Raw genomic sequence first — 15,823 nt, 5'->3', positions numbered from 1 at the left:
GAAGCGAGTGGCGAAGAGTGACATGTATTCGCTCTTTACCATTTGCCCCTCGCTCTTTGCTCTTTGCTCCTTGCTCTTCGCCCCTCACTCATGCCTCACGCCTTCATCATCGACGCTATCCGTACGCCAATTGGCAGTTTCGGGGGTAGCCTTTCCACTGTCCGGGCCGACGATTTGGCGGCCATGCCCCTGCGCGAACTGCTGCGCCGGAACCCCAGCCTCCCGCCTGAGGTAATCGACGACGTGATCCTGGGGTGCCATAATCAGGCGGGCGAAGACAACCGCAACGTGGCGCGTATGGCGCTGCTGCTGGCGGGGCTGCCCTACACCGTTCCCGGCGAAACCGTTAACCGGCTCTGCGCGTCGGGGCTGTCGGCGGTGGTGCATGCCAACCGGTCTATTCTGGCGGGCGACGGCGGGGTGTTTCTGGCTGGTGGCATGGAGCATATGACGCGTGGCCCCTGGGTGCTGTCGAAGTCGGCGAAACCGTTTGGCAATGATGCCCAATTGTATGATTCGAGCTTCGGCTGGCGGTTTGTGAACCCCCGCATGAATGACCTTTACGGCACCGATGCCATGGGTATCACCGCCGAAAACCTGGCCGACCTATATCAGATCAGCCGCGCCGACCAGGATTTGTTTGCCTATAACTCGCAGCAAAAAGCCGCTCGCGCCCAGCAGTCGGGCCGACTGGCCGAGGAGATCATGCCGGTGGAACTACCCGCCAAAAAAGGGGCGCCCGTCCTGTTCGACCACGACGAATTTGCCAAAGCCGACACCTCGCTCGACGTGCTGGCGAATCTGAGACCGGCGTTCAAAAAAGACGGTAGCGTGACGGCGGGCAACGCGGCGGGCCTCAACGACGGGGCCACCGCCGTGCTGGTGATGACCGAAGCCGCCGCCAGTCGGTATGGGCTGACGCCAAAAGCCAGAATCGTGGCCTCGGCGGTGGTGGGTGTCGAACCCCGTATCATGGGTATTGGGCCGGTACCGGCTACGCAGAAAGTGCTGCAAAAAGCCGGTCTGCGCCTGGCCGACATGGACGTGATCGAGCTAAACGAAGCCTTCGCCGCCCAGTCGCTGGCCTGCATCCGGCAACTTGGCCTGGCCGACGACGACGCCCGAATCAACCCCAACGGCGGTGCCATTGCACTAGGTCATCCGCTGGGCATGTCGGGGGCGCGGCTGGTGCAAACGGCCACCCTGGAACTGCAACGCACCGGTTCGCGCTACGCCCTCGTGACCATGTGCATCGGCGTAGGCATGGGCTACGCCGTCATTCTGGAGCGGGCGGAGTAGAGGATTTTGGATGTTGGACGTTGGATTTTGGATAATCGAGCTAACTGCTGGAGACACAAGCTTGAGTTAGCCTCCCAGGATCTAAAATCTAACGTCCAACATCTAAAATCCTCTATCGTACCCTACTTCCCAAATGCCCAGCCTAGGAAATCAGGCATGATGGCGCTCCAGGTTTTTTGGTTGTGCTCGCCGCCAGCTACTTCCACGTATCGGATATCGCTCTGATTGCCAGTTGTTTCGCCCTTGAAACCTTTCTTTTCAAGCTCCTTGATGATGTCGAGGGTATCGTCGATGGAGTCGATCACGCCGTTATTGTTGCGGTCGCCCGTTTCGTCGTGGGTGCCGGTTTGTAGCCAGAACTTCACGGCGGGTTTGGTGGTGCTTTGGCGGATAAGGCTGTGCATGATCCGGTCGGTATCGTCGTCATAGGCGCTACTGAATTTCTTGCTGCGCCACCAGAACGAGCCTGAGAACACGCCCACGCGGCTAAACCGCTCCGGGTGATGAAAGCCAATATCGAACGCCGACAAGCCTCCCAGCGAAAACCCCGCGATGACGTTCTGCGCCGGGTCGGTCGAGGCGCGGTAGTGTTTCTGGACGTAGGGCATCAGTTCCGTCAGCACAAAATCGGTATAGGCCCTGGCTTTGCTGCCGCGCTTTAGGTAGTCGGGCTGGGCGGCGGTGCCGTACTCCTGAATCCGGTCTACATTGGCGTGGGGGGCTACGACGATGAACGGCCTGATTGTCTGTGCGTTATACAGCGAGTCGAGCACGGTTGCCAGGTGGAGGCTGGAAATATCCTGGCCGTCGTTGAGGTACAGAACGGGTAGGAGGGGGCCAGTTTCCGAGTAGCCCGGCGGCAGGATGATGGTGAGGTGAACGGGCCGGTTGAGGGGTACCGACACGAGCGAGTCGTTGGGTAATACCGTCACCGAGGCCGACGGCTGGGCCGCAGCAGACGTCAGCATAAGAGAGAAAATAAGGCTACAGAATAGATTCACAACCACAAAGTACCGTCATTTTACGCAAAAGTCCGTTCTTGCGCCCGGCCAATCGCCTGTATAATCCATGCAAGAATCCTACGTCAAGTACTATTCGCACCGGTTGGGGCGCGACATCGAGATGCTGGTCTATGGCCATTGGGGCTACCCGGTGCTGCTGTTTCCCACCACGATGGGCCGCTATTATGAGGCCAACGACTTCAAACTCACCGACGCCATTCAGGGCCATATCGATTCAGGGCACATCAAGCTCTACTGCATCGACAGTATCGACCGCGACAGCTGGTATGCCCGCCATCTGCACCCCGGCACCCGTATCTGGAACCACGTGCAGTATGACCGCTTCATTTCGGAAGAACTCGTGCCCTACATTCAGCGCGAATGCAGCGTCCACAAAATAGGGGTGGCGGGCTGTAGCTTCGGTGGTTTCCAAGCGCTTAATTTTGCCTTCCGGCACCCCGATCAGGTAGCCCACCTGATGGCCATGGGGGCCAAATATGACATTCGCTCATTTATGGATGGCTATTACGACGACAACGTGTACTTTAACAACCCCGTCGATTATATGCCTAACGCCAGCAATGAGCACCTCTACCAGATGCGCATTGTGCTGGGTACGTCGGAATACGATTTTTGTAAACCCTCAACCCTCCAGATGTCCGGTATTCTGCACAACAAAGGCATCCATCACTGGCTCGACGTGAAGCCCTGGGGCGAACACGACTGGCCCGTCTGGCGCGACCAGTTTCCACAGTATCTAAATGGAATCTAAAATGTTAGTTTGACTTGGCGTAGCCCCCCGCCCTAAAGGGGGCCTGCTGGCGCCCCAATACGCCTTCGGCGGTTTACTCGTGCGCCAGCAGGCCCCCTTTAGGGCGGGGGGCTACGCCAAGTCAAACCCTTCTTATCAACTCACATGAAAAAAATTGGAATCCTTCACGGCATGGAACGCACGTTTCCGGAAGCCTTCGTACAACGTGTTAACGAAAAACAGGCCGATTTTCAGGCCGAACCCGTCTCTATCGACCGCGTGGAGCAGGGCGTTGCCACCGATTATGCCGTCATCATCGACCGCATTTCGCAGGACGTACCCTTCTATAAAGCGTTCCTGAAAAACGCTGCCCTTACCGGCACCGCCGTGGTTAATAACCCCTTCTGGTGGAGCGCCGACGAGAAGTTTTTCAACAACGCCCTGGCCGTTCAGTTGGGTGTGCCGGTACCAAAAACCATCCTGTTACCGTCCAAACACCGCCCCGACGATACCCGACACGAGTCGTTCAGCAACCTGCAACACATGAACTGGCCCGCCATTTTCGAGCGGATCGGCTTTCCGGCGTTCATGAAACCACACTCGGGCGGGGGCTGGAAAAACGTGTATAAAGTCGACAACGCTGAGGAGATGTTCCGCGCCTACGACGAAACGGGTCAGCTGGTGATGCTTTATCAGGAGGCCATCGACTTCACCGATTATTTCCGGTGCTACTGTATTGGCGGCAAAGACGTGCGGATCATGCCCTACGAACCCCGTAACGCCCCCCACCTGCGCTACGACGCCGAAATGAAAACAACCGGCGACGCGGGCAAGAAGCTGATGGCCACCATGCACGACTACATTCTGAAGCTGAACCACGGCCTGGGTTATGACTTCAACACCGTTGAATTCGCCGTGCGCGACGGTATCCCCATCGCCATCGACTTCTGCAACCCCGCTCCCGATGCCGACGTGAATTCCGTTGGGCAGGCTAACTTCGACTGGGTGGTGGAAGCCGCCGCCAATATGGCCATCGAGCGGGCCGCGCGGGTGCAGAAAGGAAAAGATAACCTCACCTGGGGTACGTTTGTGCGCGGCTCTGTGATGGGCACGGGCCTGACCGAAGCCAAGGCCGAGACGAAGCCCGACGCGGCGAAAATGGAAGTAGGTCAGCCCATCAAGGAAAAAGCCGCCAAGAAGGATTCCAACCCCGAAAAAGCCCCCCAGGCTAATAAAAAAGAGAAAGACGACAAGCCGAAGAAGAAAAAGTAAGCTGGCTTAACCGGAAATGGGGTAGACGCTTGTCGTGCCAGCGCAATCGATATGGAAAATCAGTATGTCATCGGGGTCGATTTTGGCACCGATTCGGTGCGGGCGCTGGTGGTGAATGCGCAGACGGGCGAAGCCGTGGGTACACATGTGCATGACTACAGCCGCTGGAAGAAGGGCCTGTACTGCAACCCGGCGCAGTCGCAGTTTCGGCAGCACCCGCTCGACTACCTCGAAGGCATCGAAGCGGCCATTACCGGTGCGTTGAGCAATACGCCTGCGTCCGTGCGGCAACAGGTGGCGGGCATCTCCATCGACACCACCGGTTCTACGCCCTGCGCAGTAGATGAAACCGGCCTGCCGCTGGCCCTGCGGCCCGATTTTGTCGACAACCCCAACGGTATGTTCATTCTCTGGAAAGACCATACGGGCAATACTGAAGCCGCCGAAATCAACGACCTGGCCCACCGCTGGGACACCGGGCCGCGTTCGGTCGACTACACCAAGTACGTGGGCGGTATCTACTCGTCGGAATGGTTCTGGGCCAAAATTCTGCACACGCTTCGCATAGATGAAGCCGTTCGGCAACAGGCGTTCTCGTGGGTTGAACACTGCGACTGGATGTCGGCGGTGCTGACGGGTACTACCAACCCCCTTACGCTGAAACGGTCGCGGTGCGCGGCGGGGCATAAGGCGCTCTGGCACAGTGAGTTCGGGGGGTTGCCGTCAGATGAGTTTTTGACCCAGCTCGACCCATTGCTACACGGCCTGCGCGACCGGTTGTTTAGCGACACTTACACGGCCGACGAGCCAATGGGTACGCTCTCGGCGGAATGGGCGGAGAAACTGGGTTTGTCTACCGGCGTGGTGGTGGGCGTTGGGGCGTTCGATGCCCACATGGGCGCGGTAGGTGCCGAAATCGAGCCGTACGCGTTTGTGCGCATCATCGGCACGTCCACCTGCGACATTCTGATGGCACCCACCCACGAGATTGGGCACCGCCTCATCCGGGGTATCTGCGGGCAGGTAGATGGCTCGGTGGCACCGGGTATGCTGGGCCTCGAAGCGGGCCAATCGGCCTTTGGGGATCTCTACGCCTGGTTTGCGCAACTGCTCACCCAGCCCGTCCGGGAACTGCTGGGCAACGAAGCCGCCGACACGATGGTGGCGCAACTGATTCCGCACCTCTCGCAACAGGCTGAGCAACTGCCCGTTACCGAAACCGACCCTATCGCCCTCGACTGGATCAACGGTCGCCGCACGCCCGACGCCAACCACACCCTCAAAGCGGCTATGTCGGGCCTGAACCTGGGCACCGATGCCCCCAGGGTGTTTAAAGCGCTGGTGGAAGCCACGGCCTTCGGGTCGCGGAGCATCGTGGACCGGTTTATCGACGAGGGGGTACCGATCAAAAAGGTAATTGCCATTGGGGGCGTGGCCAAGAAGTCGCCCTTTGTGATGCAGACCCTCGCCGACGTGCTCAACAAGCCCATTCAGGTGGCGCAGTCCGACCAGGCCTGTGCGCTGGGGGCGGCTATGTTTGCGGCGGTGGCTGCTGGCGTTCACCCCAACCTGGAAGCCGCCCAACGGGCCATGGGGTCGGGGTTCGATGCCGAGTACCAACCCCGCCCGGCGCAGGTAGACGTGTACCAGACGCTTTACCAGAAATACGTGCAACTCGGTAGGTTTATTGAAGGGGCGACAGCTTAGCGCGAAGCGGTTTTTTTTTGAGTTTGTAGTTGGTGGTTGGTAGTTGCTGACGCCCGGCCCCTCGACTGCGCTCGGGGTGACAACCACCTTGAATCAACTTAAGAACCTGATATAGTGGCCTGTCACCCCGAGCGCAGTCGAGGGCGGTCCCGCGTCCGGGCACGTAGCGCGAAGCCAAACCAGCGCGAAGCAACCACCAACCACCAACCACCAACCACAAACTACAAACCACCAACCTCAATACTATGCTTGATGTAAAGCAGTCAGAAATCTGGTTTATCACCGGGAGTCAACATTTATATGGGGACGAGACCCTGAAGCAGGTGGCCGACCATGCCGGGGTGATCGCCGATTTTCTGACTGCGGCGGCACCCATGCCGGTGCGGGTGATCTTTAAGCCCGTGGTGAAAACGCCCGACGAAATTTTTGCCATCTGTCAGGACGTCAACGTCGCCCCGGCCTGCGTGGGAATCATCACCTGGATGCACACCTTCTCGCCCGCCAAGATGTGGATTCGTGGGTTGACCATCCTCAACAAACCCCTGCTGCACCTCCACACGCAGTTCAACCGCGACATTCCGTGGAATACCATCGACATGGATTTCATGAACCTCAACCAGTCGGCGCACGGCGACCGCGAATTTGGTTTTATGATGAGCCGGATGCGGCAGGCAAGGCCAACCCTCAACCGCAAAGTGGTGGTGGGCTACTGGCAGGACCCCGCCGTGGTGCAGCAGTTAGCCGACTGGGCGCGGGTGGCGGTGGCCGCCCATGAGCTGAAAACGCTGAAAGTAGTCCGCTTCGGCGACAACATGCGGCAGGTGGCCGTGACCGACGGCGACAAAGTAGCCGCCGAAATGACCTTTGGTATGTCGGTGAATACCCACGGCATTGGGGACCTGGTGGCGGTGATTAATCAGGTGGCCGATGCGGCTGTGGATCAGCTGGTTACGGAATATGCCGACACTTACACGCTCATGGAATCGCTGCATAAAGGGGGGGTGCAACATGGCTCCCTCCGCGATGCCGCCCGGATCGAAATTGGGCTGCGGGCGTTCTTGCAGGACGGTGGTTTCGGGGCCTTCAGCGACACGTTTGAAGACCTCCACGGCATGACCCAACTGCCCGGTATTGCGGCGCAGCGGCTCATGGCCGAGGGCTACGGTTTCGCCGGTGAGGGCGACTGGAAAACGGCGGCCCTAGTGCGCGTCATGAAAGTAATGGCTAAGGGGCTACCCGGTGGTACGTCGTTTATGGAAGACTACACCTACCATTTCAACCCCACCAATTCGCTTGTGCTTGGTTCGCACATGCTCGAAATCTGCCCCAGCATTGCGGCGGGTAAGCCCTCGTGCGAGATACATCCGTTGGGCATTGGTGGCAAGGCCGACCCCGTCAGGCTGGTGTTCAACGCCCCGGCAGGCCCGGCCATCAACGTGTCGCTGATTGACCTGGGCCATCGGTTCCGGCTGATTGTCAATGAAGTAGAGGCCGTCGAGGTGCATGAGTCGTTGCCTAAACTGCCCGTGGCGCGTGCCCTCTGGAAGCCCCTGCCCGACATGATTACCGGCTGCGCAGCCTGGATTCTGGCGGGTGGTGCCCACCACACGGCCTACAGCCAGAACCTGACCACCGAACACATCGAAGACCTGGCCGATATGTTCAACGTCGAACTCGTCGTCATCGACCAGGACACCCGCCTCCGCCAATTCAAAAACGAACTCCGCTGGAACGAAGCGAGCTACATGTGAAAGAGTGAAAGGCAGAAAGAGTGAAAGAGTGTTTGCTGTAGCCCAATACGTTAGAGCAAACACTCTTTCACTCTTTCACTCTTTCACTCTTTCACTCTTTCACCTATGTATACAACCCTGAAAGAAGCCTGTTTTGAGGCCAATCGGCAGTTGCCCAAGCTGGGACTGGTGCTGTTTACGTTTGGCAATGTGAGCGCCGTTGACCGTGACCGGGCGGTGTTTGCCATTAAACCGAGCGGCGTACCCTACGACGACCTCAAGCCCGACGACATCGTGGTTTGCGACTACGAGGGTAGGGTAGTAGAAGGTGCCCTGCGCCCGTCGTCAGACACCAAAACCCACGCCCTGCTATACAAAACCTGGGCCGATATTGGCGGCATCACCCACACCCACAGCACCTACGCCGTGGCCTGGGCGCAGGCCGGTCTGGATATACCCATTTTCGGTACCACCCATGCCGACCACACGCACCACGATATTCCCTGTGCGCCGACGCTCACCGACGAGATGATTCAGGGCGACTACGAACACGAAACCGGCCACCAGATCGTCAATTTTTTTACTGATAGGCAACTGTCGCACAAGACGGTAGAGATGGTGCTGTTGCAGCATCACGGCCCGTTTACGTGGGGAGATACCGCCGAAAAATCAGTTTATAACGCGGCGGTATTGGAGGAAATAGCCCGGATGGCGTACCTGACGCTGCAACTCAACGCCGACACCGCCCGGATCAAAGACACCCTGCGACTGAAACATTACGAACGCAAACACGGTAAAGACGCCTACTACGGTCAGGGCTGCTAAACTAGATGAACCAATCCACCATTGACAAGGCCACCTACGGCCAACTGCCCGACGGTCGTACCGCCGACCTGTACACCCTGCGCAACACGGCGGGGATGACCGTGGCGATTACCAACTACGGCGGCACCATTGTGGCGCTCATGACGCCCGACAAGGCCGGTACATTGGAGGATGTCACCCTGGGGTTCGACTCGCTGGCGGGCTATACCGCCAACCGGACCTTTTTTGGGGCGCTCATTGGGCGCTACGGCAACCGCATTGCCAAAGGCAACTTCACCCTCGATGGTCAACCTTTTTCGCTGGCGACCAATAATATGGGTAACCACCTGCACGGCGGCATCGTCGGTTTCGACAGGGTGCTATGGACCGCCACGCCCATTACCGGCGACGAACCCGCGCTGAAGCTAACGTACCTGTCGGCAGACTGCGAGGAGGGCTACCCCGGCAACCTGCTGGTAACGGTTACGTATACGCTACTGAAAGATAACGCGTTGGCTGTTGACTATCAGGCTACTACCGACAAGCCAACGGTGGTGAACCTGACCAACCACACCTTCTTCAACCTGACCGGCGGCGTCAAACGCGACGTGCTCGATCATGTGCTTACTATCTACGCCGATCAGCTTGTGCCGGTTGATGAAACGTTGATTCCCACTGGGCAACTGATGCCCGTGGCGGGTACGCCCTTCGATTTCATCAAGCCCACGCCCATTGGCGACCATATTGGCGATGCCGATGAGCAGCTAACGTACGGCCTGGGCTACGACCATTGCTGGGTAGCCACCGACAGCCGCCCCGCGCTGAAGCTGATTGCTACCGTACTGGAGCCGAACAGTGGCCGGGTGATGGACGTGGAAACCACCGAGCCAGCCATACAGTGCTATACCGGCAATTTTCTGGATGGGTCGGTAACGGGCCGCGAGGGATTTCCCTACAAAAAACGCCATGCCCTCTGCCTGGAAACGGAGCATTACCCCGACTCGCCCAATCACCCCGCTTTTCCGACCACCACGCTCCGCCCCGGAGAAACCTACCGGAGCACGACCGTATATCGGTTTTCGGTGCGGAACGACCCGGCATAATTCAGAAAGTGACCCGCCGGTAGTCCGCGTAATAAACGGCGATTCTGGCGAAAAATGAGCACAATTTAGGGGGCAGATTTGTTCTATGGGTATGCTTTTTCCGTTTCGTTTTGAATTGAAAACACCGGCGATTGATGACCGACCCGTGTTTGTTACCGGTAACTTTTGTGCGTGGGCTACTGATCTGGAAGCCACTCAATTACAACCCACCGGCCCCGGCCACTACGCCGTCGATATATTGGTGGATGAATCCCTGCCCGATCAACTTGAGTATAAATACTACCGCGGCGGCGAGGGTAGCCTTGAACTGGATGATGAGGGCGAACTAACCCCAAACCGCTCGGCCAACTGTGCCGACGGCCTCGCGCAGGATTACGTGCCTTACTGGCAATGGGGTGGCCAACCAATAAACCTTGGTCACTTGCCCATCGAAGAAACCCACTACATCGATATCCCCGATGCCGACGAGCCGCGCCGTATTCAGGTGGTGCTGCCCCATGATTACCTCAGCAACGATCAGCGTTACCCAGTCCTGTACATGATGGATGGGCAGAACATTGTGGGTGAGGGAGCGGGCTATGGTTCGTGGAAAGCGGAGTTTCGCATGGCGCAGTTGGCCAGTCGGAGGCAGCAAGGGGTAATTATCGTGGCGGTAGACCATGCCAACGAGGGAAGAATGGGCGAATACACCGTTGAAGCCCGAAAAGGAAAACCGGCCCTCGGTAAGGGCGATGCGCACATTAACTTCCTGATAAATAGCGTTAAAGCCCATGTCGATGCCACCTACCGGACGCTACCCGACGCACCCCACACGGGCATTGGCGGTTCATCATTGGGTGGGTTGCTGGCGGTATGGGCGGGGCTTCGGCGGCCCGACGTCTTTGGCCGGTGGCTGGTGTTTTCGCCCGCACTCTGGATTTCGCCGGGGGTGTATGCCGCTGTCCAGCGCCAACCCCTGCCTGCCGACACGAGAGTGTACCTCTACGGCGGCGAGGCTGAATCGCAGTATATGGTGCCCGCCCTCAACCGCCTGCGCGACAGCCTGCAATGCCCCATCGATGATCACTGCGCTTTCCTGGAAACGGCCGTTGACCCCAACGGCAAACATGAAGAATGGCGCTGGAGCCGCGAGTTTGGCAAAGCGGTGGTGTGGCTGTTTTTCTAAGTGGTAAGTGCAAAACGGTAAGCGGTGAGTTTGCTTACGCCAGCGTATTGCTCGTGCGAAAGCAAACTCACCGCTTACCGTTTTGCGCTTACCACTCCCTCCCTCATCCTCTACAAAAGGCTTCCCAGAGGCGGGAATAGAGGACTTTGGCGTAGTCGCGGAGGCCGGAGGGGGTGCCGTTGATGGTGACGGGGGCAAACCGGCGCGGGGAGGTGGGCATGGGCTCAACGCGGATTGACCGGCGGTTGTGGCCCGTGGCAATCAGGCGCAGTCCTGCGTCGGGCAGGTCCATCTGGCACTTGTCGGGGCGGCTGGCGGCGTTGGCCAACTGCCGGGTAAACGACTGAAGCTGATGGGCATCAAACCAGGTTAGCAACGGCATTTTGAGGCGCTCGGTGCGTGGCCCCCGCTGACCCAGAAAGTGCAGCGACAACAACGACCGGTCATCGTTGCGGTCTTTGCGATTTTGCACCAGCACGTCCAGTAGGTCGAAAGGTGCGGCCTCGGCAGATGTAGAGAGTTCGATATTCATAGGTCGATGAAGATATGTTGATGGAAGTCGTACCTCCTAAACCGTTGAGACGTACTCAGAGTTTACACTGACAGCCGAAACGGGACTATGAAAATACGATTAAGTCCGTTGCCAATTGAGACTCAAGCGGTAAGTGGCGAGTAACACTTATTCAACGGTCTTTTCCTTGCCCACCCAGATCAGATGCTTCAGATTGCCTACGCGCCGCTCTACAAACACGAACTACCCGCTAGTGCCACGGGTGAACCGCACCGGTTCCCGATGATCAAGTACGAACTCATCCACGAGCAACTCCTCTACGACGGCACCTGCACCGAGGCCAACTTCTTCGCCCCCGACCCTATCGACGACTGGTGGGTGCTGGGGGTACACACGCCCGACTATGTTCACGCCCTGAAAACGCAGACCGTCGATGCCCGAATGGTGCGCCGCATTGGCTTCCCGATGTCGCCCCGGCTCATCGAGCGTGAGTGGGTGATTACCCAGGGCACCCTCGACTGCACCCACTACGCCCGCCGCGATGGCGTGGCCATGAACGTGGCGGGCGGCACCCACCACGCCTACCCCGACCACGGCGAGGGTTTCTGTATGCTTAACGATGTGGGCGTGGCGGCGCATTACCTGCTCGAAACGGGGCAGGCCCGCAAGATCCTGGTCATCGACCTTGACGTGCATCAGGGCAACGGTACGGCGGTGATGTTCCAAGATGAACCGCGTGTATTTACCTTCAGCATGCACGGCAAAGACAATTACCCCCTCAAAAAGGAACAGTCAGATCTGGATATTCCCCTGCCCACCGGCACCGGCGACGAGCTGTTTCTGAACACCCTCTACGACATATTGCCCCGCCTGCTGGCCACGCAACAGCCTGATTTTCTGTTCTATGTGGCAGGTGTAGACATTCTGGCCACCGACCGCCTGGGCAAACTGAGTGTGTCGATGGGTGGTGTAAAGCAGCGCGACGAGTTCGTCTTCGAGCAGGCCTGCAAAGCCGGATTGCCCATCGTGGTCTCTATGGGCGGCGGCTATTCCCCCCGCGTCGCCGACATCGTTGATGCCCATTGCAACACATTTCGAGTAGCGGCGAATCTTTATTTTTAACGTTTTCACTTTAGCGTTTTTCGGTTGCCTCGTGCCTAGGGCACGGAGCGCCAAGCCAATTCTAAACAGCAAACTGAAAACTCCCTCCCTACCGTCCGCAAATCTTTGTAAACTGGCAATATGTGCAGACGGCGGTGTTGGTGGTCATGATGAACGGCTCATCGGCAAACATGCGCTGCACGAAGGTGGTGATGAGCTTTTCGGTCTCCTGTATGTAGGTAGCCGGGTCGTTATCGTCGGAAAAGGCCACGCGGTTGGTCTGGAAAACGGGCTTGGCGGGGTCAGACCGAAATGAGTAAAAACCGGCCTCGACGGGGTAACCGTTAGTGCGGTTGTTCTTCAGCAGCAGGTACTTATACAGCCAAAGCTGCCTGATCTTATCCCACTTGCCGTCGGCCGAATCGGTGATTGATTCGCTCAGGTTCGTGATGCGCGAAGGCAGTTCTACCTTGCCGGTTTTGTAGTCCACAATGCGGATCGTGCCGTTGGCCAGTTGCTCAATCCGGTCCAGTTTACCGCCCAGCTTCACCTGAATGATGGTGCCGTCGCCGATGTCTACGGGCACGGTGGTGGTGAGGTGTTCTTCCAGACCCAAAATCTTAATACCCCGGCTAGCGGTTTCTCCATTCTGGAAGGCCTGAAACTGCACCATAATGTCTTCGGCCAGTTTATAAAACAGGAGGTTATAGCCCGTGTCGGCCACGCGGCCTGCCATCACGCGGGCGTACTGCTCTTTCAATACCTGCAACACCACATCCTGCGTCACGGGTTTGTCGACCAGGCGGTAATCGCGGTCAATGGCTTCCAGCGTTTCGTGTATCCAGGTGCCAAACTCGTCGTTGCCAATGTGCTCGTCGAGGTCGCGCTCTTCGCGGATGCCCACCAGCTTCTGAAAATAGAACTGCATCCCGCACGACACGTAGTGGTTCAGGTGGGTAGGGTAGATGCCCGTGCGCGTGAGATAGGTGGTCAGCGCCTTTCTAATGGCTTCTGTTTTAGGTACTTGCAGCGGTACAGTGTCCTGCCGGTCGGCCCCGGCGGCCATGCGCAGCGCCGGTTTGTGGAGGGTAATGGTGCCCCCGGCGGCGGGTACCAGCTCATGCTCGATCTGTCGCAGAAACCGGCTGGGTTCTCCTTTGCCGTTGCCGTAGGCGTCGGGCGTGGTGGTGTAGAGGAACGTCACGTCCTGGGCACGTTGCAGCAGGCGGTAGAGGTGGTAGGCCGTAATAGACTCCTGTTCGCGGTAGGTAGGCAACCCCACTTCCTGTGCTATGTCGAACGGAATCAGCGAGTTATGCTTCCGGGCCTGAGGCAATATGCCTTCGTTGGCCGATAGGACGATGACCCGCTCAAAGTCAAGTCCCCGCGTTTCCAGCAAGCCCATCAGCTGCACCGGGCTGTCGCCCTCACTCGTGAACGGAATGGTGGTCTGGCGGATCAGTTCGTTCATAAACTGCCGGAAACTCCGCAATGTCACCGCCGGAGCACCCGGCTGCTGCGCCTGCTGCCGCAGGGTGGTTTCCAACTGCTTCAGCAGGCTGAAAAACAGGTACAAGTATTCAATCTCGATGGTGTCCTGCCCCTCACGATACACGTCGCGGAGCAGGTCGATGAGTTCATACAGCGCCTGAATCGCCAGCGTAGGGTCGTGGTCGGGCCAGGGCGTGAACAGGATGCCGAAGAGCGCGTCCTGCTGCCCTAATGCCCGCAGTTCGGCACTGCTGAGGTAGGCTCGTTTGCCCGATACCACTTCGCCCAACAGCCAGTCGATCAACGGTTTAGGTAACTCGTTGGGTTGGTCGGGGGCCAGCAGGTCGTTGATGGTGGCATACTGCCGCACAAACGGGTGGTTGAGCAACTTGGTCACCTGCCGGTGGTGAAACTTGGGTACCTGCTCGCCGCCCGCGTCGTTGAATCGAACCAGCGTACGTTGCAGTTCAAACAGCGTATCGACGAGGGTGAATAGCAGCGAATGGCGCAAGCTAAGACCCATGGTCACGTTGAGGTCGCGGACGGTCTCGCTTAACGAATACAGCACCGGAATCAGCAGCGTCTCGTCGGCCAGGACAATGGCCGTGCGGGGCGTGTGGCTGCCTGCGGTGGCCGTTTCGCTTACCAGTTGCCCGGCCAGTTTGGCCTGCAACGAGGCCGTAGGTACGCCCACCATGCGGTAGGTACGGTCGGGGGTTTGCGTCAGGCTGCGCCCCATGGTAACGGTATTGCCCAGGCCCGGCCCACCACTGCGGTCTTTGAAACCGGGCAGCCCGTCGGCCTTGTATTTCCGCAGAAAAAAGCCCGCCTCCTGCCGCCCGTTGTTCATATAATAGGCATCGGTGTCCCAGATCAGCTCGGCTTTTTGGGCTTTGGTCAGCACCCTGATAATCTGCTCTTCGGCGGCACTGAGCGCGTTAAACCCGACGAAATAAATTTTCTCGTACAGCGGGTTGTCCAGCAGCCGGGCTTCCACCTCGTTGGCCAGCAGGCGGTAGGCCATGCCCCGGTAGGCTAACCCCTTGGCCGTCAGCCGGTCGCGCAGGCGGTGGTAGGCCGCTTTGAGGTTAGCAAAGAGCCTGAAATACTGGCTCGTGATGGGCGTGTTGACTACGGGAGCCGCGCCACTGGGTAGCTGTAAGTTCCAGGTTTCCAGTCGTTTGGCTTCGGTGAGGTAGCCAAAGAGCCTGTCGGCATCGACCAGAAACTGATCGATCCGGTCGAAGTCGGTGAGCAGGATTGAGGCCCAGCCCACAAACTTGTCGAACTCGACCTGGTGTTCGAGTTGCTGAAACACGTCGTACAGTTCAAACAGCAGACTCACCGAGTCGATGATCTGCACGTCGGCGGCTTCGGTGATGAAATCGTCTACGGCCACGGCATGGGGGGCCAGCATGGGCCGTTCGGTGAGGTCGGCGAGTTCCCGGTTGAACACGGATACGGCCCGCCGCGTGGGCAAAATCACCCAGATGTGGTCCATATGGTGCTGATGTTGCGCAAAAATAAGTTGGGCGGTTTGTTGCAGGAAGGTCACGGCGGCAGGGAGCTTAACTAAGTAAAGATAACCCCGTCCCCGCCATGATTCGTCAGGAAAGTTGTCCGGCCAGTGCTGTCAGTTGCGCCAAATAAGCCGCATTTGTCTCGCCCCGCTTCAAGGCCGACTGGCGTAACGCCTCGTAATCAGCCTTGTAAGAGGCTGCATTTTAAATGCTCCTCCGGCCTCGTAGACCGCGTAGCGGTTAAATGTTTGTAGTAGGGGATGGGTTTGTAAGTGCCTAGCGTGCCGTAGGTACGCGACCACCCTGCCAATGTTGTGGCGTGCCTACGGCACGCTAGGCCATATTCGCTGATCAATTTTCTATAAACA

At 58.3% G+C, this 15,823-nt stretch carries 12 protein-coding genes; 9 read left to right on the top strand and 3 right to left on the bottom strand.

What is annotated here, in order from left to right; genetic code table 11:
- The first annotated feature begins 90 nt into the window (after positions 1 to 90).
- A complete protein-coding gene (gene pcaF / locus J2I48_RS01910) occupies positions 91 to 1,299 on the top strand; it encodes a 3-oxoadipyl-CoA thiolase (RefSeq protein WP_207333675.1) in 1,209 nt (402 codons plus the stop codon).
- Between the two features lie 122 nt (positions 1,300 to 1,421).
- On the opposite strand, the gene J2I48_RS01905 is transcribed toward pcaF, so the two are convergent.
- Complete coding sequence (locus tag J2I48_RS01905; RefSeq protein ID WP_207333674.1) at positions 1,422 to 2,267, bottom strand: alpha/beta hydrolase; 846 nt, start codon at positions 2,265 to 2,267, stop codon at positions 1,422 to 1,424.
- A 100-nt stretch (positions 2,268 to 2,367) separates the two neighbouring features.
- On the opposite strand from J2I48_RS01905, the gene J2I48_RS01900 reads away from it, so the two are divergent.
- From J2I48_RS01900 to J2I48_RS01870, 7 genes are all read left to right on the top strand, one after another.
- The gene (locus J2I48_RS01900) at positions 2,368 to 3,072 is read left to right on the top strand and encodes an esterase family protein (RefSeq protein WP_207333673.1); all 705 of its coding nucleotides are present in this window, start codon (positions 2,368 to 2,370) and stop codon (positions 3,070 to 3,072) included.
- 144 nt (positions 3,073 to 3,216) lie between these two features.
- Positions 3,217 to 4,323 (top strand): ATP-grasp domain-containing protein, encoded by a 1,107-nt coding sequence (locus tag J2I48_RS01895; protein WP_207333672.1) that lies wholly within the window; start codon positions 3,217 to 3,219, stop codon positions 4,321 to 4,323.
- A gap of 51 nt (positions 4,324 to 4,374) precedes the next feature.
- A complete protein-coding gene (locus tag J2I48_RS01890) occupies positions 4,375 to 6,030 on the top strand; it encodes a ribulokinase (RefSeq protein WP_207333671.1) in 1,656 nt (551 codons plus the stop codon).
- Between the two features lie 245 nt (positions 6,031 to 6,275).
- Positions 6,276 to 7,781, top strand: a complete 1,506-nt coding sequence (gene araA, locus J2I48_RS01885) for an L-arabinose isomerase (RefSeq protein ID WP_207333670.1) — start codon at positions 6,276 to 6,278, stop codon at positions 7,779 to 7,781.
- A 105-nt stretch (positions 7,782 to 7,886) separates the two neighbouring features.
- Positions 7,887 to 8,585, top strand: a complete 699-nt coding sequence (locus J2I48_RS01880) for an L-ribulose-5-phosphate 4-epimerase (RefSeq protein WP_207333669.1) — start codon at positions 7,887 to 7,889, stop codon at positions 8,583 to 8,585.
- A 5-nt stretch (positions 8,586 to 8,590) separates the two neighbouring features.
- The gene (locus J2I48_RS01875) at positions 8,591 to 9,667 is read left to right on the top strand and encodes an aldose epimerase family protein (RefSeq protein ID WP_207333668.1); all 1,077 of its coding nucleotides are present in this window, start codon (positions 8,591 to 8,593) and stop codon (positions 9,665 to 9,667) included.
- Between the two features lie 91 nt (positions 9,668 to 9,758).
- Entirely contained in the window at positions 9,759 to 10,832 is a 1,074-nt protein-coding gene (locus tag J2I48_RS01870; RefSeq protein WP_207333667.1) for an alpha/beta hydrolase, read from the top strand.
- Between the two features lie 103 nt (positions 10,833 to 10,935).
- Here the strand turns inward: J2I48_RS01870 and J2I48_RS01865 are convergent, their stop codons facing one another.
- A complete protein-coding gene (locus J2I48_RS01865; protein WP_207333666.1) occupies positions 10,936 to 11,364 on the bottom strand; it encodes a hypothetical protein in 429 nt (142 codons plus the stop codon).
- Between the two features lie 183 nt (positions 11,365 to 11,547).
- On the opposite strand from J2I48_RS01865, the gene J2I48_RS01860 reads away from it, so the two are divergent.
- Positions 11,548 to 12,465 carry a histone deacetylase family protein gene (locus tag J2I48_RS01860; protein WP_207333665.1) on the top strand — a complete coding sequence of 306 codons (918 nt, stop codon included), beginning with the start codon at positions 11,548 to 11,550 and terminating at the stop codon, positions 12,463 to 12,465.
- 88 nt (positions 12,466 to 12,553) lie between these two features.
- Here the strand turns inward: J2I48_RS01860 and J2I48_RS01855 are convergent, their stop codons facing one another.
- Complete coding sequence (locus J2I48_RS01855; RefSeq protein WP_310587246.1) at positions 12,554 to 15,490, bottom strand: PD-(D/E)XK nuclease family protein; 2,937 nt, start codon at positions 15,488 to 15,490, stop codon at positions 12,554 to 12,556.
- Positions 15,491 to 15,823: the final 333 nt, after the last annotated feature.

This window comes from Fibrella aquatilis (assembly GCF_017353255.1).
Classification (GTDB): Bacteria; Bacteroidota; Bacteroidia; order Cytophagales; family Spirosomataceae; genus Fibrella; species Fibrella aquatilis.
The sequence above is the reverse complement of the archived record's forward strand: the minus strand, read 5'-3'. Positions and strand labels throughout refer to the sequence as shown.

Coding starts and splice junctions, on each gene's coding strand:
- J2I48_RS01875 (WP_207333668.1), top strand. CDS start 8,591: ATGAACCAATCCACCATTGACAAGGCCACCTACGGCCAACTGCCCGAC.
- J2I48_RS01900 (WP_207333673.1), top strand. CDS start 2,368: ATGCAAGAATCCTACGTCAAGTACTATTCGCACCGGTTGGGGCGCGAC.
- J2I48_RS01865 (WP_207333666.1), bottom strand. CDS start 11,364: ATGAATATCGAACTCTCTACATCTGCCGAGGCCGCACCTTTCGACCTA.
- J2I48_RS01905 (WP_207333674.1), bottom strand. CDS start 2,267: ATGCTGACGTCTGCTGCGGCCCAGCCGTCGGCCTCGGTGACGGTATTA.
- J2I48_RS01880 (WP_207333669.1), top strand. CDS start 7,887: ATGTATACAACCCTGAAAGAAGCCTGTTTTGAGGCCAATCGGCAGTTG.
- araA (WP_207333670.1), top strand. CDS start 6,276: ATGCTTGATGTAAAGCAGTCAGAAATCTGGTTTATCACCGGGAGTCAA.
- pcaF (WP_207333675.1), top strand. CDS start 91: ATGCCTCACGCCTTCATCATCGACGCTATCCGTACGCCAATTGGCAGT.
- J2I48_RS01870 (WP_207333667.1), top strand. CDS start 9,759: ATGCTTTTTCCGTTTCGTTTTGAATTGAAAACACCGGCGATTGATGAC.
- J2I48_RS01860 (WP_207333665.1), top strand. CDS start 11,548: ATGCTTCAGATTGCCTACGCGCCGCTCTACAAACACGAACTACCCGCT.
- J2I48_RS01890 (WP_207333671.1), top strand. CDS start 4,375: ATGGAAAATCAGTATGTCATCGGGGTCGATTTTGGCACCGATTCGGTG.
- J2I48_RS01895 (WP_207333672.1), top strand. CDS start 3,217: ATGAAAAAAATTGGAATCCTTCACGGCATGGAACGCACGTTTCCGGAA.